Here is a 20,560-nt window from a genome sequence, read left to right on the forward strand (position 1 = left end):
GCAGCGGCTCTATCTGAGCGCCGCCACCACCAGCCCCGCGAGCCCCGCCAGCAGCCCCGCGGCGCCGAGCGCGATGCCGAGGAGCGCGGCATGCTGCGAGCGCGCCTCCACCGCCTGCAGCGCGAGCGCGGTGCGCGCGTCGGGGACGGCGACGTTCGGCCCGGCCGCGACCGCCGCATCCTCGTCGGCGAAGATCGACTGCCGCATCACCGACTTCGCGGCCATCACGTCCTCGATCCCCTGCACGAAGTGGCGCTGGTGGATCCGCTTGCCGACGTCGACGCCCGGCTCCGCGGCCGCCGCGGCCGCCGCCTTCAGGACCGCGTTCTTGATGTCGCCGCCGCTCGCCGGATAGCGCTCCGCCAGCGCCGCGAAGTCCACGTCCGCCGACAGCGGCGTGTGCAGCGGGTGCAGCTGCACCTGCCAGATGCGCTCGCGCTCCGCGACGCCCGGCATCTCGAACAGCACGTGCGTGCGGATGCGGCGCTCGAACGCCGGGTCGAAGTTCGCGGCGAGGTTGGTCGCGAACACCACCACGCCGTTGAACGCCTCCAGCTCACGCAGCAGCACGTTGACGACCGTGTTCGCCTCGCGCTCCATCGCCTGCCGCGCGCCGGCCGTGCGCCGCGCCGCGATCGCGTCCGCCTCGTCGAAGAAGAGCACCGCGTCGTCCTCGATCGCCGTGCGGAAGACCGCGGCGACGTTCTTCGCCGTCTCGCCGGCCCACATCGACTCGACGACCGAGTAGTTCACCACCAGCAGCTGCTTCCCGAGCGCGTGCGCGATCGCCTCGGCGCAGATCGTCTTCCCGGTGCCCGGTGGGCCGGCGAAGTTGAACGCGAGGCCGAGGCCCGTCGCGTGCCGCTCGCCGAGGCCCCAGCGCTCGAAGATCAGGGCGTGGTTGCGCACCTGCGCCAGCGCCTGCTCCAGCGTGCGCTGCGTCGCCGGCGGCAGGATCACGTCGGCGAAGGTGCGCTCCGGCGTGATGGTGTCGACCGCCTGACGGCCGCGCCGGCCGGTGAAGAAGCGGAGGAGCGGGGACGACGGCATGCCGCCTGGGCGTGCACGTCGCGGACCTCGGGGGGCGCGACGGCCCGATCCGTCGGCGCGCTCGCGTCCGCCTCAGCCCTCGCCGCGGTAGCGGCAGCCCGACGTGCAGGTCTCGCGCACCACGATCTCCGACAGCCCCGGCACCACCGGCGCGAGCCGCGCCCACAGCCAGCGCGCGAGCACCTCGCTGGTCGGGTTCTCGAGGCCCGGGATCTCGTTCAGGTAGCGGTGGTCGAGCGCGTCGTCGAGCGGCTTCCACGCCGCCTTGAGGTCCGCGAAGTCCATCACCCAGCCGAGCGTCGGGTCGAGCGGCCCGCGCACGTGGAGCTCGACGCGGAACGAGTGCCCGTGCAGCCGCGCGCACTTGTGGCCGTCGGGGACGTGGGGCAGCCGGTGCGCCGCCTCGAAGGTGAACTCTCGCCAGATCTCCATCATGCCGGATGGTGGCCGGACCGGGCGCCGCACGCAACCGCCGACGTGACGCGGCGCCTTGCAGAACCGCGTGCGCCCGCCGATCCTCCCGCGCCATGCCGATGCCGACCCCGTCCCGCCGCTCCCCGACCGTGCTCGCGCTGGTGGCCCTCGCCGCGGGCCTCGCGCTCGGCGCCGCGGCGGCCGCGACCGACGCGCCGCTCCTCCGCACGCTCGTGCGCGTCGTCGAGCCGCTGGGCGCGCTGTGGGTGAGCGCGATCCGGATGACGCTCGTGCCGCTGGTCGTGGCGCTGCTGGTGACGAGCGTCGCCGGCGTCGCGGACGTGCGCGCGGTGGGACGGCTGGGCGCGAAGGCGGTCGGCTGGTTCCTCGCGCTGCTGGTGGGCGCCGCGCTGCTGGCCGCGCTCGCGGCGCCGCCGCTGATGGAGCTCTACGCGATCGACCCCGCGGCCGCCGCGTCGCTGCGCGCGTCCGCCGCCGACGCCGCGGCCGGCAGCACGGGCGCCGCGCCGCAGCTCCCGACGCTGCGCGGCTTCGTCGTCGGGCTCGTGCCGACCAACCCCGTCGCCGCCGCGGCCGACGCCGCGATGCTGCCGCTGATCGTCTTCGTCGTGCTGTTCGCGGCGGCGGTGACGCGCCTGCCCGCTGCAGGGCGCGATCCGGTCGTGCGCTTCTTCACCGCCGTGCGCGAGGCGATGCTGGTGCTCGTGGGCTGGGTGCTGCGCGTGACGCCGATCGGCGTGTTCGCGCTCGCGGCCGACATGGGCGCGCAGCTCGGCGTCGGCGCGGCCGGGGCGGTGGGCTGGTACGTGCTCGTGCTGTGCGGGCTCGTGACGGTGACCGCGCTCGCGTGCTACCCGGTCGCGGCGCTCTTCGGGCGCATCCCGATCGCGCGGTTCGCACGCGCGGCCGCGCCGGCGCAGATGGTGGCGGTGAGCACGCGCTCCTCGCTGGCGTCGCTCCCCGCGCTGGTCGACGGCGCGCGGCGGCACCTCGGCGACCGCCCGGCGATCACGGGCTTCGTGCTGCCGCTCGCGGTGTCGACGTTCAAGCTCAACACGCCGATCGCGGACCTCGTGGGCCCGCTCTTCCTCGCGCACCTCTACGGCGTGGAGCTATCGGCGGCGCAGATCGCGACGATGACGATCGTCTGCATCGCGATGAGCTTCAGCAACCCGGGCATCCCGAGCGGCGGGCTGTTCGTCGTCACCGCGCCGGTGATGCTGAGCGCGGGGCTGCCGCTGGACGGGATCGGGCTGCTGATCGCCGCCGACGCGATCCCGGACGTGTTCAACACCGTCGTCAACGTGACGGGGGACATGACCGTGGCGACGGTGCTCGCGGATGATGTCGAGATCGTCGAGCCGGCGGACGTCCGCGTGGCGTGAGCTGCGGACTGCGGATCCGAACTACGGCTCCTTGCTGCGTGCACTGCCGCTCGGGACGCGTCGGCGTGCCGGCTCCCTATCGGCCATTGGAGGGATGCGGATGCTCCGGATGATGGCGGATGCTTCGGATCGCCCCGCACGGCGGCGACGTCCCATGCGCCACACGGAGCGATCCGCATGATCCGTTCTGATCCGGAGCATCCGCGTCCTCCCCAATAGGCACCGTCTCCGCAGCGCGCCGATGCATCCCGAGATCGTTCACGCAGCGCGCAGCACGCAGCTCGAGGAATCCGCAGCCCGCGGCCCGCAGCTCCCCGCGCGTCGGAGCTCACCCGCGCGTCAGACCCTGAAGAGATAGCTCCACTTGAGGAAGAACCCGTCCGTCGTCCGCCGCAGCTGCCCGAAGCGCAGCGGATCCGGCTCGCTCGCCGACGAGCCGTAGCCGGCGAAGAACACCGTGCCCGGGTTCGGCTGGTAGCTGAACAGCACGTCGCCGCGGAAGGTGTTGCTGCGCTGCGCGCCCGCGCGCACGTAGCCGTTCGCCGTGCGGAAGAACACCGGCGCCTGCGTGCGCCCCTCGTCGCGCAGGCTGTCGCGCTCGAACGCGACGTACTGGCCGACGAAGCGCACGAACACCGGGCGCGCGATCTGGTACTCGAGCTTCAGCCGCGGGATCTGCGCCTGGCCGACCACGCTGCCGTCGCGCACGCGCGCGAAGCGCTGGATCTGGTAGGCCGCGTCGATGCGCATCCGCTCCGTCGGGCGGATCGTGCCGTTCAGCGTCACGAACAGGATGTCGCTCGACGCCCACTCGTAGAAGTTCTCGTCCTGGCCCCAGATCACGAACGCGTTGCCCGAGAACTTCCGGAACTGCGGCGTGTTGAGCGTGAGCACGTAGTCCAGGTTCGGCAGCGACGGCGTGCCGACGTACGGCACCGTGTCCATCACCGCCGGGTTTCCGGCGCGCGGCTGCGGGATGTAGTAGCGCGCGTACAGGTCCGGGTCGTAGCGGAACTCCTCGATCAGCACCGAGCCGCCGGCCGACCAGCCGCCGCGCAGCTGCGCGTTGCCGTTGAGGTGCAGCTTCTTCTCCAGCGCCTCGCGGCCGGCCGTGAAGTCGTCGTACTTCCACGTCCCGTCGAGCACCACGTCGCCGCCGTAGCTGACGATCGGGCTCGTGGGCGCGTTGAAGAACGTCACGCGGTGCGACGCCGCGGCGCGCGCGATGTTGCCGCGCGAGATGAAGCCCGAGCCCGCGACGAAGTCCGGGTGGATCCCCGACGTCGAGTAGCGGAAGCCGAAGCGCCGGCCGTTGCGCTGGAAGGTCGCCTGCCAGAGCGGGCCGGTGCGCACCTCCTGCACGCCCTCGACGTCCGGAGCGTCGGGGCGCGTCGTGCTGGCGACCAGCTGCCCCTGCACCGCGTACACCTTGCCGAACACGACGCGCGTGTCGAGGCCCGCGACGCGGTTGAAGCCGCCGCCGTCCGCCTCGCGGTCCGTGATCACCGCGCCCACGCGCGACTGCGCGCCCAGGTCGCGCTGCACGCGCACGATGTTGTAGAGCGGGTGGCGCCCAGGCTGGCCGTGCGGAACGCCCGGATCGTCGACCGCCGACAGCACCGCGACGTCGGTGCCCGCGACCTTGCCCGTGAGCTTCACCGCCGCCGCGGGCTGCACGATGCGCCGCGTGTAGATGATCCCGTTCGGCACGCTGAACTGCTCGATGCCGTCGAGGAAGAACGGGCGCCGCTCGGCGAAGAAGAGCGCGGAGCGCGGATCGAACTGCACCTGCGCGGCGTCCGCCTCGACCTGCGAGAAGTCGGGGTGCACCGTGCCGTTGAGCGTGAGGTTGTTCGTCACGCCCCAGCGCACGTTGCCGCCGACGTCGGGCCGGCGCACGCGGTAGTCCCACGCGCCGCCCGGCGCGCCGCTCACCGGGCGCCCCTCGCTGCGCTGCGTCACCACCGGCGTGAGGTCGAGCACGAGGCCGCGCCGCAGGTCCGTGAGCCCCGTGAGCCGCCCGCCCTGCGCGAGGAACGACGCGCGCCCGCGCCGCGCCGGCGCCCACGAGTCCTCCGCGCCCAGGCGCGTCACGCGCCGCAGCACGTTGATCCCCCAGCGCTGCACGTCGCGCGGCTGGTAGCGCAGCGACTTGAAGGGGATGCGCACCTCGACCTCGTAGCCCTCGGGCGTCACGCGCCCCTTCGACTGGAAGACGAAGTCGGCGGACAGGTCGATCCCTTCGCGCGCCTGCGCGCCGCCGCTGTTGCCCATGCCGCCCGTGCTGATGTTCCCGGTCTCGACCAGCGTCCCGTCCATCTGCACGCCGAGGGGGTTCACCGCGAACGCGACCGCCTGGCGCGCGTCGTCGAAGGTCGAGAGCAGGATCGTGACGTGGTCGTCGCCGGTGATGCGGTCGCGGTCCGCGAGCGTCGCGTTCACCGTGCCCGCCGGCGCGAACGCGCGCACGCCGAAGTGGATCGCCGTCGGCGAGTACCACACCAGCACCTCGGTCGAGTCGGTCGCCGGCTCGCCGTCGGTGGGCTGGAAGCGCGAGAAGCCCGTGAGCCGCGCCGCGCGCGACCACGCGGCCTCGTTCAGCACGCCGTCGATCGCGACGTCCGCCTCGATGCGTGGCGGTGCGACGTCCAGCTCCCCGCGGCGGCCGTGGTGCACGCCCTCGACCTTCGGGGGCGCGGGCTGCGCGCTCGCGGCGCGGCGGACGGCGGAATCGGGCGCGGCGCCCAGCAGGGCGGCCGCGAGCAGCGCGGGGACGAGCGACATGCGGAGGGAGGCGAGGACGGGGACGGCGGCGGACCGCGGAGCAATCTGACGCGGTCGCGCCGCCGGCAGGGTTCGAACTCCGTCAGAACCGTGTGCGCGTCCTTCGCGCCCTTCGCGCCCTTCGCGCCCTTCGCGTCCTGCTGGCGCCTACTCGTCCTCCTCGTCGTCCTCGAGCAGCTCGTCGAGGCGGTCGGCGATGTCCGGGCGGTTCGCGCGCAGCCAGGCGCTCGCCGCGCGTCCGTCGATCTCGACCACCAGCTCGCTCTCGGTGCGGCGCGCGTGACGCACCACCTCGTTGATCTCGGGATCGTCGGCCGAGAGCACGCGCGCGACCTCGATCGCCTCCTCGCCCGCCCAGCCGTCGCGGGCCAGCGCGCGCACCTCGGCCACGGTCGCCTCGGAGAGCCAGGGGACGACGTCCGCGATGTGCTCGACCACGCCGTCGTCGCTCGCGACGCTGGCGTCCACGCGCTCGACGGCGTGCGCCCGCGCCTTCAGGCGCGCCAGCGCGGCCGCCATCACCTCGGCCTCCACGGGCTCGGGCTCCGCGGGCTCGGGCGGAGTGACCACCACCGTGCGCGCGTCGCGCTCCTCGGCCCCGTCCTCGTCCGGCGCGTCGTCGTACGCCTCGGCGTCCTCCGCGTCGGCGTTCTCCGCTCCTTCGTCTTCCGCTTCCTCGTCCTCCGCCGTCTCGTCCTCCGCCTCCTCGTGCCTGACCGGCGTTCCGATCGCGAGCGGATTGGCGTCGTCGAGGAAGGGCGACGCGACGCGCGGGGTGGCGGCGCCGAGCATGGCGGTGAGGACCGCGGCGGGCGGCTCGGTGGGGACGGCGCCGTCGAGCGCCAGCAGCGGCAGGACGAGCAGCTGCGTCTCGTCGCTCGTGGCGACGGGCACCTCGCGCGCGTCGTCGCCCAGCAGCGGCGCGTCGCGCCGCGGGCCGCGCACCCAGCCGGTCACGAGCGCGCGCAGCGCCGGCAGCGGCCCGCCGGCCGCGGCGTCGCCGGCGAGCGTCGTCAGCAGCGCGGCGGCCTCCTCGCGCGAGGCGCACGCGCGCAGCTCGGTGCCGAGGACGGTGTCACCGCGCAGCCGCGCGGTCGCGAGGAGCCACGGCGCGCCGACGACGTTGGCGAGCAGCGCGCGCGCCGCCGGCGTGCGGTGGTCGGCGAGGGCCGCCCGCAGCGCCGCGACGTCGGCCTGGGCGGCGGCGAGCAGCAGCCGCACGACCTCGCCGAGCGCGCCGCGTCCGTTGCCGCTCCCGGGGGCGCCGAGTCGCACGCCCATCGCCAGCGCCAGCGACGCCGCAGCCGAGCGCCCGGTGGACGACAGCGGCCAGTCGCTGCGGCACCAGCGGCCGAGCGCCTCGATGTGGTCGCTCCAGGCGTCGCTCACGCCGCCCGCGCTGCCGGCGCCGCCAGCACCGCCCACGCCGCCCGGATTGCCCGCGCGCGCGCCGTAGCCGCCACGCGCGAGCGCGGCGCGCTCGTCTCCCTCACCGGCCGGGGTCCAGCGCACGTCGGGCGCGCGCGACGGCTCGCCCGGCGACCCGCGCCCGTCGTCGCGCCCGCGCGCCTGCGCGGACGGGGACGACGCCGGCGTCGCGTGCGACGTGGCGCCGACACGGAGCGCGGAGGGGCGGGGAACGCTGGACATCGCGGGCGGGGCAGTGCGGGAACGTGGGACGGGAGTCGCGGGCGCCGTGCACGACGCCGTCGGTCACAACATAGACGCGCGGGAGGGCGCGATGTTGCGGAGGCCGGTGAGGCGGAAGACGGAACGGCGGAAGACGGTGAGGCGCGATACGGTGGCGTGGAGTCGTGGTGCGTCAGCGTACCGTGCGCAGTCCGCGCGCCACCCACTCCTGCAGCTCCGGGTCGTCCGCCACCGATTCGGCCGACACGACGAGCCAGGTGCCCATCGGCCGCGTGCCGTCGGGCTGGAAGGGGGTGACGCCGGGCGCCGCGCGCGCGGCCTCGTACTCCGCGGCCGGGACCTTCACGAGCACGCCCTCGCCCCAGACGATGACGAACGTCGTCTTGCCGACGAGAAAGCCGCGGCCGCCGAAGACGTTCTTCTGGCGGACGCCGCGGGCGCCGAGGGAGTCGAGGGCGGAGGCGACGCGAACTACCAGGCCTTGGTCGTAGGACACGATCGTCGGAGGAGCGGAGGACGGAACGGCGGAGAACGATAGGGCGGAGGACGATGGAGCGTGAGACGATGGAGCGGCGCGGTCCGCGGGTACGCGATGCGTTCGTACGGTCACGCGTTGCATGCGAACGGCGTCAGCTTGCGGAGCATGCAGCCCGCTCGACGTCCTTCGCAACCCGCGGTCAGCTTCCGCGACCTGCGGGTCTGGCAGGAGGCGATCAAGCTGGTCGTAGACGTGCGTCCACTCTGCGCGAACCTCCGCCAGTCGCGTCACTGGGACCTCGCCGACCAGCTGCGGCGTGCCGCGCGCTCGGTACACGCCAACCTCGCCGAAGGGTGGGGCCGGCGCACGGTGCGTGACCGCGCGAAGTTCTACACCGAATCGTGGTCGTCGCTGCAGGAGGTCGAGACGCTCCTGATCGAGGCGAGCACGGACGATTGCACGCCGGCCGAGCTGCTGCAGCCGTGCATCCGACGCGTGCACAACACGACGCGCCTGCTGAGCGCGTTCCGTCGCGCGACACGAGAAAAGACCGAGAGTGCCGAAGCGGAGGACGGAACGGCGGAGGACGGAACGGCGAGTAACGATGAAGCGTGAAACGGAAAGGCGGACCCGTCAGGCTTGCAGCTTCGAGCTAACGGGTCCGCTTGTTCGTTTCACGCCTTTCCGTCCTCCGCTTCATCGTCCTCCGCCTCACCGTCCTCCGCTACTCGACTTTCTCGAACCGCACCCGCCGCGCGCGTCCGTTGGTGACGAGCAGCGCCGACGGCTGGCCCGCGCCGTCGCGCACGATCTCGATCCGCAGCGCGCCCGCCGCGAACGCATCCGCCACCAGCGGCCGCAGCGCCGCGTCGGCGAAGCGCGGACGCCGCAGGACGAGCGTGTCGCCGCGCAGCGCGAGCGCGTACGTCACGCCCACCTCCGGGCTCGCGTAGCGGCCGGCCAGCGCGCCCAGCGCGGCGGCGTCGGGGCGCCACGCCACCGACGGCGTGAAGGTGAGGCGGTTGCCGTCGCGCGCGTCGAGCGTGAGGCGCGGCGCGCCGTCCGGCGTCAGCCGCACCTCGCCGCGGCGCGCGGTGAAGCGGCCGTCGCCGACCGGCGCGAGCGTGTCGCCCGCCGTGGCGAGCGGCCCGCCGAGCACGAGCTGACCGTCCGGCGTGGCCGCGAGCGCGAGCACCTCGCCCGTCGTCGAGTCGCGCCACAGCCCCGCCAGCGCCGCGGCGCGCGCGGGCGAGAGGCCGCGGGTCGAGGCCGCGCGCGCGACGCCGCGCGCCGTCGTGGGGCGCGCGGGCGCGTCGGCGCGGAACACCGCCGGCAGCGCCGCGTCGGCCGTGCGCAGCGCCAGCCCCTCGGCGTCCGCGGTCGCGACGTTGCAGAGCAGCGTCACCGCCGCGCGGTGCTCGGGCGCGCGCAGCAGGTACGCGCGGTAGCCCGCCGTCGCGCCGCCGTGCGCGATCGTGCGCACGCCGCGATGCGTGCCGTTCGTGAGGCCGTACGCGTACGGGATGCGCCGGCCGTCCACGAGGCGCGCGCTGTCGCTCATCGCCTGCACGAGCGCGCGGCCGCCCACCGTGCCGCTCTCGTAGTTCGCCTCCAGGCGCATCAGGTCCCCGACCGTCGTCAGCATCCCGCCGCTGCCCACCACGCCGTACTCCGGCATCTCCAGCCGGAAGCCGCGCTGCGGGGTGCCCGCGTACGCGATCGCGCGCCCCTTCACCAGCCGCGTGTGGTCGTCGCGGAACTGCGTGCGCGACATGCCGAGCGGCCTGAAGATGCGATCGGTGGCGAAGCGCGGCAGCGGCTGGCCGCTCGCGCGCTCGATCACCAGCGCGAGCAGCGCGTAGCCGCTGTTGCTGTACAGCCACTGCGTGCCCGGCGCGAAGTTGAGCGCGCGCTGCCGCGTCAGGATGTCCACGACCTCGCTCCCCGTCTGCACCACCTGCTGCGCGCGCGGGTGCATCAGGTCGATCAGCGCCCACTGGTCGCGCAGCCCGCTCGTGTGCTGGATGAGGTGGCGCAGCGTGATGCGCGCGCCGAGGTCGGGCAGCTCCGGCACCCAGCGGCGCACGTCGTCGTCGAGCGACAGCCTGCCGTCCTGCTCCAGCAGCCGCGTCGCGAGCGCGACGACCTGCTTCGTGACGGAGCCCGCCTCGCTGACCGTCGCGGGCGTGAAGGGCACGTCGTGCTCGAGGTCCGCGGAGCCGTACGCGCGCTCCAGCACCACCGCGCCGTCGCGGCGCACCGCGACCGCGCAGCCGGGCGTCGTGGGACCGTACGCCGCGAACACCGCGTCCACGCGGCGCACGAGCGAGTCGGGGATCGCCGACTGCGCGGCCGCCGGCGCGGCGGTCGCCAGCGTCGTGAGGACGAGCGCCGTCGCGGCGCGGGACGGGCGGGAGGTGAGTGCACGCATGGTGATGACGCGGGAGAGAGTCAGTAGGCGTTCCCGAGCGCGGCGATCGCGAGGCCGAAGAGGATGCCGAGTCCCGCGGTGCCGATGACGGCGGCGGTGGAGCCGGTGGATGCGCCGACGAACACGGCGCCGTGCGTGCGGCCGCCGGCGCGCGGCACGACGACTCCACGGACCGAGACGGCCGCCAGGTCCGCGAGGTTGGCGCGCGCCTCCGCGACCGCCGCGGGGCGCCAGACGTCGCCCTGGTAGCCGGTCGACGACGCGACGAACGGCATCGCCACCTGCGCGGCGCCCGGACCGCCGGCCAGCTCGAGGCTCGTGGACGCACCCGTCCAGCGCCGCCAGCGCACCGTGCCCGCGACGAACGGGCCCTGGTTCAGCGCCGCGCCGCCGATCACCGCGCCGCCGACGGCCGTCCCCGCGCCGAGGTTGCGCATCGCGCCGACGCTCCAGCTCAGCTGCCGGCCGAAGGAGGGCTCGTCGCGGTCGGCGGCGCCGGGAAAGGGCGACGGCTCGCGCAGCCGCGTGGTCGCCAGCGCCTCGAAGTAGCCGAGCTCGAACAGCGCGAACGCGCGGCAGCGCGGCAGCGGGCGCCCGCGCCAGCAGAAGCCGTCGGTCGACGCGTCGGCACGCGCGGGCTGCGCATGCGCGGTGTCGGTGAGGGCGAGCAGTGCGGCGATTCCGGCCAGTCGTGCGGCCGCCCGCACGCGCCTCACGCCTGCACCGCCGCGTCCAGCTCCCGCTCGAACGCGGCCGCGTCCGACGGATCGCCGAGCCCCGCGGCGGCGAGGAACTGGCGGCACGCGCGCATCGCGAACGCCGTCAGCGCGCCGAGGTCCACCAGCAGGTGCTCGTACTCCGCGAAGCCCTGCACGGTCGCGAGCACGTTCGGGAGGTGGCGCGCGAACGTCGCGTGCACGATCGCCGCGCGCCGCGGATCGGCGGCCACGAGGTCGCGCACGCAGAGCATGCCGAACGCGACGTGCCGTCCCTCGTCGCGGCGGATGAGGCGGAACCCCTCCTGCAGGCCGGGCAGCCACCCGCGCGCCGTCAGCGCCGCGTGCGCGCCCTCGTATCCCGTGCGTGCCAGCATCGCCTCGACGACTCCCATGTAGTGCGTCACGCCCTCGGTGAGCAGGTCGCCGAGGCGTGCGGGATCGTCCTCGCGCCGCAGCCGCTCGCTGATCGCCTGCAGGTCGTCCACCAGCACGGCCCGCGGCGCGCCCGCCATCGCGTCCTCGCCCGTCGGGCCCTCGCCGTCGAGCACCTCGGCGAAGTAGCGCGTGAAGAACTCGAAGTGGCGGGCCTCCTCGTACAGCTGCGCGGCGAGATGCAGCTCGAGGTCCACGCCCAGCCCCGCGCGCGCCACCGCGGACGCGTACGGCGCGAGCGTGCGCGTGACGCTCTCCTCGCCCTCGTGGAACAGCGCGCACAGCCGGGCGATCTGCTCCGGGTAGCGCTCGGCCGCATGCTCGCCGCGGATGCGCCGCCAGTCGGCGCGGTCGCGCGACAGGTCGATCGCGGCCGGGTCCCACGCCAGGCGCGCCGCGCCGCGGTAGAGCGCGAAGTAGCGGGAGCGGGCCTGTGGGGCGGTGAGCGGCATGGCCCGAACATCCGCGCCGGCGCGCGCGGGCGCCAGCCACCTCACGAATCCGGGCCGTGCGGGTTTCCGGGGCTCCGGGCGTCCGGGGCGTGTCCTTTGCGCCGCCCGACCGGCGTGCCGCCCCCCACGCCTCCGCGGGAGCCCGGCCGCCCCGACGGCGCGCCGCCTCCCGAGCGCCGCGCGCACGACCGCGTCGAGCCGCCCAACGTCGCCGCGGTCGTCGAGCGCAACATCACCGCGCTGCTCGAGCGCCGCCGCGCCGACGACGCCCGGCGCGGGAGCCAGGTGCGCGCCGCGGACGCGATCACGCGCTTCACCGGCAGCCTGACGTTCGTCTACATCCACCTGGTCCTGTTCGGCGCGTGGATCGTCGTCAACGTCGGCTGGATCCCCGCGATCCCGGCGTTCGACCGCAGCTTCACCGTGCTGGCGATGGCGGCCTCGGTCGAGGCGATCTTCCTCTCGACCTTCGTGCTGATCTCGCAGAACCGGATGCAGGCGCAGGCGGACAAGCGGGCGGACCTCGATCTCCAGATCTCGCTGCTGGCCGAGCACGAGGTGACGCAGCTCATTACCCTCGTGCGCGAGATGGCGCGGCGCATGGGCGTCGCGCAGGCGCAGGATCCCGCCCTCGACGAGCTGGCGCGCGACATCCGCCCCGAGGTCGTGCTGACGCGGATGGAGGACTCGGAGGAGCGGGCCGCCGGCCGCGACGACTGACCGGCGCGCCGGGCGCGTGTAGATTGCGCGCGTGTTCAAGCATGGATTCCTCCGCCGCACCGACCTGGGGACGGAGTGCGACGCCTGCGGCGCCCGCCTCGACCTCATGACGGGCGGCACCTGCGAGCGCTGCCGCCGCATCCTCTGCGCGCGCCACCTGCACGGCTCGTGGTGGCGCCGCATGGTGCACGAGTTCAAGCGCCCGATCCTGTGCGTGGCGTGTCGCGCCGGGCAGACGCCCGAGGCGCCGCGCTGACGCGTCCGAACCTCCCGCCTCGACCTCTCCGATGACCACGACCGCCGCGCCGACGCCCGCGACCACGCCCTCGCAGCTGATGTTCGCCGACCTCGCGAACGAGCTGCGCACGACGCGCCGCCTGCTCGAGCGCGTCCCGGCCGACAAGGCCGACTGGAAGCCGCACGCCAAGTCGATGTCGCTCGGCCGCCTCGCGGCGCACCTCGCGGAGCTGCCGGCGTTCGCGATGGCGATCCTCAAGACCGACCAGCTGGACTTCGCGAAGGGCGAGTACGTGCCGGTCCCGTTCGAGACCACGGAGCAGGTGCTCGGCGTGTTCGACGAGCGCGCCGCGCAGATGCAGGCGGTCGTCGACGGCGCCGACTGGGACGCGCTGGCGAAGTCGTGGACGCTGCGCTCGGGCGACCACGTGCTGCTGCAGGGCCCGAAGGGCACGCTCCTGCGCTCGCTGGGCCTCAGCCACATCGCGCATCACCGCGGGCAGCTGGCCGTCTACCTGCGCCTGCTCGACGTGCCGGTGCCGAGCATCTACGGGCCGTCGGCGGACGAGCAGTAGTCGAGCGCTGCGGACTGCGGGCCGCGGGTCCGAACGACCAACGGCACGAGTGGACAGGATTACAGGATGACGAGGAGGCTCCGCGTGGCGCGCTGCTCCGAGCGCCGGTGCGGAGCCTCCTCGTCATCCGGTCATCCTGTCCGATGTCGTTCCGGGGCGAGCGCGCCGGACCCCATGTGCCGCTTGGGAAGGATGCGGATGCTTCGGATCTGAACGGATCATTCGGATCGCCCCGTGTCGCGCATGGAGCGTCACCGCCGCGCGGGGCGATCCGCAGCATCCGTCGTGATCCGCAGCATCCGCATCCTCTCCAAAGGCCAACAGCCCGGGCGCGATGGCGGCGGCCGACGGCATGGAGCCAGAGGATCCGCAGCCCGCACCCGTGGTTCAGGCCTCGTCCGGAAACGCCGTCGGCACGCGCGCCGCGCACGCCACCAGCGCCTTCGCGGCGTTGACGTGCATCATCAGCGTCATGAGCGAGCCGCGCACGAGGCGGATGCGCCCCGACACGACGGCGTTCACGGGCTCCAGCGCGCCGCGCACGACCTGCTTCCACGTCGCGTAGTCGGCGCCGAGGACGATGGCGGCGTCGGCCTGGTCGCCGGCGAGGGCGCGGGCGTCGCTCGCCGTGCCGCGGTCGAGCGCGACCTGCACGGCGACCGGCTCGGGATAGCCGAGCGCGGGGTCCGCGGGATCGAGCAGCAGCGCGACGGGCCACGTCCAGCCGCTGGCGGCGGCACGGTAGTCGGCGTCGGCGTTGATCGCGTCGCGGAACGCGTCGGCCCAGGGCTGGGAGAAGGGGCGGTGCATGTCGGGATCGATGGTGCGGAGAACGAAACCGCGGACAACGGAACCGCGGGAGACGATGGTGCGTGGAACGGAACGGCGGAGCACCGGTGCTCAGGCGACGTGCGCGGCGGCTTCCTCCGACTCGCGCGACGCCGCGTGCGACGGATCGCGGCGGCGGCGCAGCGCGTGGAGCACCGTGCGTCCCGCGGCGAGGCCGCCGAGCAGCACGTAGGCGTAGAACGTGTAGACGCGCCACCAGATCAGCGACGCGCCGAACAGCACCGGCGGGATCGCGTTCCTGAGCGTCGCGCCGAACGCCGCCTCGATGAAGCCGCCGCCGCCCGGCGCGGGCGCGACCACGCCGCCGTACTGCAGCGCGAGCGGCCAGAGCACGAGCGGCGCGGCGGTGGCGCGCGTCACCTGCATCGTCGCCTGGCCGGCCAGCACGGCGCCGAAGACGAGGCCCGGCAGCACGAGCACGCGGGCGACCACGTGCGCGATCGACGCCACGAGCGCGAGCGTCATCATCCCCAGGCGCGCCTCGCGCACGCCGGCCACGCTCGTGCGCAGCTGCCGCAGCGAGCGCTGGATCGTGCGCCAGCGGCCCGCGTGCAGGCCCACCGCGGCGGCCCAGCGCGGCGGCGGGCCGTTGGCGTTGCGGCGCGCCAGCGCCATCCCCGCCACGCCGATCCCGATCACGAACGCCGCGTAGCCGCCCACGAGCCCCTGGATCCCCGTCAGCGCGCGGCCGCCGCCGCGGAACAGCAGCGCGAGCGCGATCGCGACGACGGCCAGCGAGAGGATCTCGAGGAACAGCTCCGCGAACAGGATCAGGAGCCGGCCGGCGGCCGGCACGCGCGCCTCGGTCAGCACCAGGTAGCGCGCCGGCTCCGCGCCCGAGCGCGCCGGCGTGATCGCCGCCCCGAAGTCGCCGCCCAGGACGACGCGCAGCGCGGTCCCGAAGCGCAGCGGCAGGTGCAGCGCGCGCGCGCTGAGCTGGATCTTCCAGGCGCGCGACAGCGTCTCCAGCACGAACGCCCCGCCGCCCAGCAGGTGCGCGAGCCACGGCAGCGCGACGCTCGCGCCGTCGCTGGGCCAGCTGCTCCAGACGACGTAGACGGAGGCGCCGATGGTGGCGGCGAACGAGAGGGCGGTGACGAGCCAGCGGAGCGGCGACAACGAACGGCGGGGCGGGGGCGGCTGGGGGTGGGCCAGGGAAACTAGCGAAGGGGCGGCCGGTGGGGCGGGAGAGCCCCGGCCGCGTGCGGCGAGCTGCGTGGCCGGCCTCGGGGCGCCTCGGTGCGCCGGACCGTTGGCATTTGGGGAGGATACGGATGCTCCGGATCGGAACGGATCGTCCGGATCGCTCCTCGGAGCGCACGGGACCTCGCCGCCGCGCGGAGCGATCCGCAGCATCCGTCTCCGTCCGGAGCATCCGCATCCCTCCAACAGGCCACAGGCGCTGGCGCACCGGGCCCTGAACGACATCGGACAGGATGACAGGATGACGAAGAGCTTCCGCGCTGGCGCATGGAACGATGCGCCACAGGGGGCCTCCTGGTCATCGTGTCATCCCGTCGGTGGTTCGAAGGGCACGCAGCACGCAGCACGCGGCACGCCGCGCGCGGCCCGCCGCCTTCACTCCCGCCACAGCGCCATCCGCGGCGTCACCCGCAGCACCGCCCGGATCGGCACCGAGGTCGCCGCCAGCACCAGCGACAGCACCGACGCCGAGACCACCGCGCCCGCCGTCAGCGTCAGCCAGCCGCTGATCGGGAAGGCGTACATGAAGCCCGCTCCGATCGCCGCCAGGATCGGCGCCGCGGCCAGCGTCCCCACGCCCAGCTGCCGGCCGCCCTGCCGCAGCAGCAGCCGCGCGACGCTCCCCTCCGATGCGCCGAGCGCGCGCCGCACGCCGATCTCGCGCGTGCGGAGCCCGATCGCGCGCGACATCAGCCCGTACGTCCCCGCCAGCGCGAGCAGCAGCGCGAACGCGAAGCAGGCGGCGAACAGCTTCGACGTCGCCGTCGCGATCATGCCGAGCCGCGCCAGCACCTCGGCGAACGGCTGCACCGTGTCCGGCACCAGCAGCGGATCCACCTGCGCGAAGGCCTGCAGCAGCGCCTGGCGGCCCGCCACCTCGCTCTCGCGGTAGCGCGCGAGGAACGGCGCGTACTCCGCGTCCGTCTGCTGCAGCGGCACGTACACCGCCTCGGCGCTGCGGTCGCGCGACAGCGGGTTGCCGTACGGGACGTCGCTCGCGACGCCGACGATCGTCAGGAAGCGCGTCGTGTCGCCCGTGCCCAGGAGCCGCAGCTGGTCGCCGACCGGCGAGCGCCCGCGCCAGTGCTTCGCGGCGAGCGCGCGGCTGATGACCGCGACCGGCGCATGCTCCGCATCGTCGCTCGCGACGAGCGCGCGCCCCTCCACGACCTTCACGCCGATGGTGGCGAAGTCGCCCAGCGCCGCGACCACGAACGCGCTCGGCGCCACACCGTTCGCGCGCGCGTCCCGGAAGGTGAAGCGTCCCGCCTCGGAGGGCTGCTCGGCCAGCGTGCGCCGCAGCAGCACGCCGTCGAGCGCCGGCTGCTCCGTGAGGCGCGCGTGCACGTCGCGGTAGACCGCCGCACGCTGCGCGGGCGTGCCGTAGCGCGCCACCGGCGGCGCGATGCCGCCCTGCAGCAGGCGCGCGGTGTCGAAGCCCGCGTCCAGCGTCACGACGCGCTGCGCCATCACGCCCGCCATCACGCCGGCGAACATCAGCACCGTCACCGTCGTCACCTGCAGGCCCACGAGGATGCGCGACAGCCGCCCGTCGCGCCGCGAGCCGGAGCGCGCGCTGCCGTCCTGCATCACCTCGCGGACGTTGGTGCGCGTGGTGCGCAGCGACACGACGCCGCCGAGCACCGCGATCGCGAGCGTGACGAACGCGCCGGCGCAGAGCAGCGTGACGTGGTCCATCCGCCACACCCACCAGAAGGCGAGGTTCTCCTCCATGTTGGCGCGCGTCCAGCGCGTGATCGCCGCTAGGCCCCACGCCGCGCCCGCGGTGCCGAGGATGCCGCCGCCGACGCAGAGGATCACCGTCTCCCACATCCCCTGCATCGCCAGCCGCCCGGTGGAGGCGCCGAGGGCGAGGCGCACGGCCGTCTCGCGAATGCGCTCGTTGGCGCGCGCGATCAGCAGGTTGGTGACGTTCACGAGCGCGAGCAGCAGGATCATCGCCGCGACGCCGTTGAGCGCCGTGAAGATCAGCGCGCGGTCCTCGCCGAACTGCGCGGCGGGGAACGACTCCACCAGCGCGGCGACCGTCTCGCCGCGCACCGACGTGTCGCGCGCCGCGATCGCGCGCCGCAGGCGCAGCCCCACCTCGGCGGCCGCCGCATCGTGCGTGGCGCCCGGCGCCAGACGGCCGACGAGGCGCACCGACTGCAGGCCGGGCTGCGTCGTCGCCAGCGTGCTCGCGGGCATCGGCACCCACGCCTCGGACGCGACCGGGAAGCCGAAGCGCTCGGGCATCACGCCGATCACGCGCGTGCTCACGCCGTCGACCGGCACGTGCTGGCCGACGATCGCGCGGTCGGCGCCGAACGCCGCCGTCCACAGGCGGTGCGAGAGCACGATCACCGGCTCCGCGCCCGCGTCGGCGTCCGCGGCCACCATCGCGCGGCCGTACAGCGCCGGCGTGCGCGCCACCGTGAACAGCGCCGGCTCGGCCACCGTCGCGCCGACGATGCGCCGTCCCTCGTCGCGGCCCAGCACGACCTCGCGGCCCGCGTACGCGCCGGTCTCCCGAATGGTGCGCAGTGTACCGCTCGACGCGTCGCGCAGTGCCGCCACGTCCACCGCGTCGATCGCCTGCTGCCGGCCGGCGACCTGCGGATCGATGCGCACGACGCGCTCGCCCTCGCTCAGCGGGAGCGGTCGCAGCATCGCCGTGTGCAGGAAGGAGAAGGTGAAGGTGCTCAACCCCAGCCCGCCCGCGAGGACCAGCAGCGTGAGGAGCGTGAAGCCCGGCGCCCGCGCGAGCAGGCGGAAGGCGTAGCGGACGTCCTGCGCGTGCAGCATGCGCGCTCTCGGAGCGGAGGGACGGAGGCGCTCGCGGCAGCCGGTCATGCAGACGTCGGCGAGCTCGCGGGCGAGGAGGGGCCATGGCGTGCGGCCGGTGGCGGCGCGCGCATGCGCGACGCGATCGGCGAACGTCACGCGCATGTCGTCGCCCCAGTGCGCGCGGAAGTCGGCGGGAAAGGCGCGCAGGGCGAGGTCGTAGGCGCGCGTCCACCAGGGCGCGCGCGGCGTGTTGGACGGCATCAGGTGCTCCCGGGGATCAGCCGCGTCGCGCGCGCGCGGTCCACCAGCGCGGCCATCCGGGCCGCCTCGGCCGACGCGGCGCGACGCCCGTCGGCCGTGATGGCGTAGTAGCGGCGCCGCTCGTCGTCGTCCGCGTCGGCGCGCGGCGCGGTGGGCGAGACCAGCCCCTGCTCGACGAGCCGCTGGAGCGCCCGGTAGAGCGTCCCGGTCTCGACCTGGACGGCCCCGTCGCCGCGGGCCTCGATGTCCTGGATGATCGCGTAGCCGTGCCGGGTCCCCGCGGCGAGGGACAGCAGGATCTCGAACTCGATGGGGCGCATGGGTGGGGACTACGTGCGCCGCGCAGATAGGGTTTCGAGGCCGCGTGAAGCGGGCTGCGTGGCCTGCGCCGAGCACGCCCGACCCCGTTCATCTCTTGGGGGATGCGGATGCTCCGGATCGGAGCGGATCAGGCGGATCTCTCCCCTTGGAGGCGACGCTCCATGCGCCGGTGCGGAGCGACCCGCAGCATCCGTCGTGATCCGGAGCATCCGCATCCCTCCGAGAGGCCGACAGGTCCGGCGCGCCGGCCCCTGAACAGCGAGCGGCATCCGACAGGATGACAGGATGACGAAGAGGCTCCGCACCGGCGCATGGACATCGCGCCACACGGAGCCTCCTGGTCATCCTGTCATCCTGTCTGGAGCAGTTCGCAGGCTTCGTCACTCCTGCGCGCGCCGCGCGAGCGCCATCAGCTGCCAGAAGATCGCCCGCACGGCCTCCTCGTCCGCGAGGCCGGCGTCGCGCGCCAGCTCGGCCGCGCGGCGCACGACCGCCGCCTCGCGCACCGGGTCCAGCGTGGGACGGCCGAGCGCGCGCTTCGCCGCGCCGATGTCGGCGGCGAGGCGCGTGCGCGCGGCCACCAGCGCCACCAGCTGTGCGTCCACCGCCTCGATCTCCTGCCGCAGCCGCGCGAGCGCGGCCGCCGGGGCCTCGCCCGCGTCGGTGCTCATGCGGCCACCTCCGCGACCTGCGCGAGCTCCGCGGCGGGCAGCGTGCGCCCCGCCGCCGCGGCGAACGGGCGCAGGCGCGCCATCAGCGCGTCGAACGCCGGCAGGTCGAGCGACTGCGGGCCGTCGCTCCGTGCCTCCGCAGGGGAGGGATGCACCTCGATGATCAGGCCGTCCGCGCCCGCGGCGAGCGCCGCGCACGAGAGCGCGGGCACGAGGTCCGCGCGCCCCGCCGCGTGGCTCGGATCGACGAGCACGGGCAGGTGCGTCTCCGCCTTCAGCACCGGCACCGCCGCGACGTCGAAGGTGTTGCGCGTCGCCGGGTCCCAGCCCTTGATGCCGCGCTCGCACAGGATCACGTCGCGGTTCCCCTGCGCCATCACGTACTCCGCCGCCATCAGCAGCTCGGCGATCGTCGCGCTGGGGCCGCGCTTGAGGAGCACGGGACGCTGCACGCGCCCCACCTCCGAGAGCAGCGCGAAGTTCTGCATGTTGCGCGCGCCGATCTGCAGCACGTCGGCGTGCTCCGCGACCAGCTCCACGAGGCGCGGGTCCATCACCTCCGTGACGACGGGCAGCCCCGTGCGCGCGCGCGCCTCGGCCAGCATCACCAGCGCCTCGCGGCCGAGCCCCTGGAACGCGTACGGCGACGTGCGCGGCTTGAAGGCGCCGCCGCGCAGCGCGACCGCACCCGCGGCGCGCACGGCATGCGCCGTCTCGAGCAGCATCGCCTCGCCTTCCACCGAGCACGGGCCCGCGATGACGGTGAGCGCGTCGCCGCCGACGATCACCGGTCGCGCGGCGCTGCCCAGTCGCACGTGCGTGGGGCCGGCGGAGAACTCGCGCGCGGCGAGCTTGTACGGCTTGAGCACCGGCGTCACCGACTCGACGCCGGGCATCGCGGCCAGGCCGTCCTCGACGAGCGCGGCGTCGTCGCCGATGCAGCCGACGACGATGCGCTGCTCGCCGCGGATGACGTGGGTGCGCAGCCCCGCGGCCTCGACGTGCTCGCGGATGGCGTCGAGCTGCGCGGGAGTGATGTCGGGCGTGGTGACGACGAGCATGGCGGGCTCCGGCTGATGGTGGGCGACCGTGCCGGAGCGCGCGGCGCCGGCGGGGCGGG

The 20,560-nt window shown here is 74.7% G+C and carries 19 protein-coding genes; 5 read left to right on the forward strand and 14 right to left on the reverse strand.

Going from position 1 to position 20,560, the window contains the following annotated elements; translation table 11 throughout:
• Positions 1-9: 9 nt before the first annotated feature.
• Both rosag_RS00605 and queD read right to left on the reverse strand, forming a co-directional pair.
• Positions 10-1,050 carry an ATP-binding protein gene (locus rosag_RS00605; protein WP_284348048.1) on the reverse strand — a complete coding sequence of 347 codons (1,041 nt, stop codon included), beginning with the start codon at positions 1,048-1,050 and terminating at the stop codon, positions 10-12.
• 72 nt (positions 1,051-1,122) lie between these two features.
• The gene (queD, locus tag rosag_RS00610) at positions 1,123-1,482 is read right to left on the reverse strand and encodes a 6-carboxytetrahydropterin synthase QueD (protein WP_284348049.1); all 360 of its coding nucleotides are present in this window, start codon (positions 1,480-1,482) and stop codon (positions 1,123-1,125) included.
• A 101-nt stretch (positions 1,483-1,583) separates the two neighbouring features.
• Here queD and rosag_RS00615 point away from each other — a divergent pair, with 101 nt between their 5' ends.
• Entirely contained in the window at positions 1,584-2,870 is a 1,287-nt protein-coding gene (locus rosag_RS00615) for a dicarboxylate/amino acid:cation symporter (protein ID WP_284348050.1), read from the forward strand.
• A 339-nt stretch (positions 2,871-3,209) separates the two neighbouring features.
• Here rosag_RS00615 and rosag_RS00620 read toward each other — a convergent pair whose 3' ends face one another.
• The 3 genes from rosag_RS00620 to rosag_RS00630 all read right to left on the reverse strand — a co-directional run bounded on the left by rosag_RS00620 (position 3,210) and on the right by rosag_RS00630 (position 7,800).
• A complete protein-coding gene (locus tag rosag_RS00620) occupies positions 3,210-5,654 on the reverse strand; it encodes a carbohydrate binding family 9 domain-containing protein (protein ID WP_284348052.1) in 2,445 nt (814 codons plus the stop codon).
• A 147-nt stretch (positions 5,655-5,801) separates the two neighbouring features.
• A complete protein-coding gene (locus rosag_RS00625) occupies positions 5,802-7,304 on the reverse strand; it encodes a hypothetical protein (RefSeq protein ID WP_284348053.1) in 1,503 nt (500 codons plus the stop codon).
• A 172-nt stretch (positions 7,305-7,476) separates the two neighbouring features.
• On the reverse strand, positions 7,477-7,800 hold the full coding sequence (locus tag rosag_RS00630) for a TfoX/Sxy family protein (protein WP_284348054.1): 324 nt from the start codon (positions 7,798-7,800) through the stop codon (positions 7,477-7,479).
• Positions 7,801-7,896: 96 nt separating this feature from the next.
• Here rosag_RS00630 and rosag_RS00635 point away from each other — a divergent pair, with 96 nt between their 5' ends.
• Complete coding sequence (locus rosag_RS00635; protein WP_284348055.1) at positions 7,897-8,397, forward strand: four helix bundle protein; 501 nt, start codon at positions 7,897-7,899, stop codon at positions 8,395-8,397.
• Positions 8,398-8,506: 109 nt separating this feature from the next.
• On the opposite strand, the gene rosag_RS00640 is transcribed toward rosag_RS00635, so the two are convergent.
• Genes rosag_RS00640 through rosag_RS00650 form a run of 3 tightly spaced genes read right to left on the reverse strand, consistent with a single transcriptional unit; the run spans position 8,507 to position 11,816 of the window.
• The gene (locus tag rosag_RS00640) at positions 8,507-10,213 is read right to left on the reverse strand and encodes a serine hydrolase domain-containing protein (RefSeq protein WP_284348057.1); all 1,707 of its coding nucleotides are present in this window, start codon (positions 10,211-10,213) and stop codon (positions 8,507-8,509) included.
• Between the two features lie 20 nt (positions 10,214-10,233).
• Positions 10,234-10,929 (reverse strand): hypothetical protein, encoded by a 696-nt coding sequence (locus rosag_RS00645; protein ID WP_284348058.1) that lies wholly within the window; start codon positions 10,927-10,929, stop codon positions 10,234-10,236.
• Positions 10,926-11,816, reverse strand: a complete 891-nt coding sequence (locus tag rosag_RS00650) for a ferritin family protein (RefSeq protein WP_284348059.1) — start codon at positions 11,814-11,816, stop codon at positions 10,926-10,928. The genes rosag_RS00645 and rosag_RS00650 overlap by 4 nt, the downstream gene beginning before the upstream one ends.
• 114 nt (positions 11,817-11,930) lie before the next feature.
• Here rosag_RS00650 and rosag_RS00655 point away from each other — a divergent pair, with 114 nt between their 5' ends.
• The 3 genes from rosag_RS00655 to rosag_RS00665 are packed head-to-tail and all read left to right on the forward strand — an operon-like array spanning position 11,931 to position 13,348.
• Positions 11,931-12,536, forward strand: coding sequence for a DUF1003 domain-containing protein (locus tag rosag_RS00655; RefSeq protein WP_284348060.1), 606 nt, complete (start codon positions 11,931-11,933; stop codon positions 12,534-12,536).
• 31 nt (positions 12,537-12,567) lie between these two features.
• Positions 12,568-12,792, forward strand: coding sequence for a hypothetical protein (locus rosag_RS00660; protein ID WP_284348061.1), 225 nt, complete (start codon positions 12,568-12,570; stop codon positions 12,790-12,792).
• A 31-nt stretch (positions 12,793-12,823) separates the two neighbouring features.
• Entirely contained in the window at positions 12,824-13,348 is a 525-nt protein-coding gene (locus tag rosag_RS00665; protein ID WP_284348062.1) for a DinB family protein, read from the forward strand.
• Between the two features lie 387 nt (positions 13,349-13,735).
• Here rosag_RS00665 and rosag_RS00670 read toward each other — a convergent pair whose 3' ends face one another.
• From rosag_RS00670 to aroF, 6 genes are all read right to left on the reverse strand, one after another.
• Positions 13,736-14,158, reverse strand: a complete 423-nt coding sequence (locus tag rosag_RS00670) for an SCP2 sterol-binding domain-containing protein (protein WP_284348063.1) — start codon at positions 14,156-14,158, stop codon at positions 13,736-13,738.
• A 90-nt stretch (positions 14,159-14,248) separates the two neighbouring features.
• Positions 14,249-15,316, reverse strand: coding sequence for a lysylphosphatidylglycerol synthase domain-containing protein (locus tag rosag_RS00675; protein WP_284348064.1), 1,068 nt, complete (start codon positions 15,314-15,316; stop codon positions 14,249-14,251).
• 459 nt (positions 15,317-15,775) lie between these two features.
• Entirely contained in the window at positions 15,776-18,448 is a 2,673-nt protein-coding gene (locus tag rosag_RS00680; protein ID WP_284348065.1) for an ABC transporter permease, read from the reverse strand.
• A complete protein-coding gene (locus rosag_RS00685; RefSeq protein WP_284348066.1) occupies positions 18,448-18,768 on the reverse strand; it encodes a PadR family transcriptional regulator in 321 nt (106 codons plus the stop codon). The genes rosag_RS00680 and rosag_RS00685 overlap by 1 nt, the downstream gene beginning before the upstream one ends.
• Before the next feature lie 381 nt (positions 18,769-19,149).
• The gene (locus rosag_RS00690) at positions 19,150-19,440 is read right to left on the reverse strand and encodes a chorismate mutase (RefSeq protein ID WP_284348067.1); all 291 of its coding nucleotides are present in this window, start codon (positions 19,438-19,440) and stop codon (positions 19,150-19,152) included.
• On the reverse strand, positions 19,437-20,501 hold the full coding sequence (gene aroF / locus rosag_RS00695) for a 3-deoxy-7-phosphoheptulonate synthase (protein ID WP_284348068.1): 1,065 nt from the start codon (positions 20,499-20,501) through the stop codon (positions 19,437-19,439). The genes rosag_RS00690 and aroF overlap by 4 nt, the downstream gene beginning before the upstream one ends.
• Positions 20,502-20,560 lie beyond the last annotated feature (59 nt).

Origin of the sequence: Roseisolibacter agri (assembly GCF_030159095.1) — a bacterium.
Classification (GTDB): Bacteria; Gemmatimonadota; Gemmatimonadetes; order Gemmatimonadales; family Gemmatimonadaceae; genus Roseisolibacter; species Roseisolibacter agri.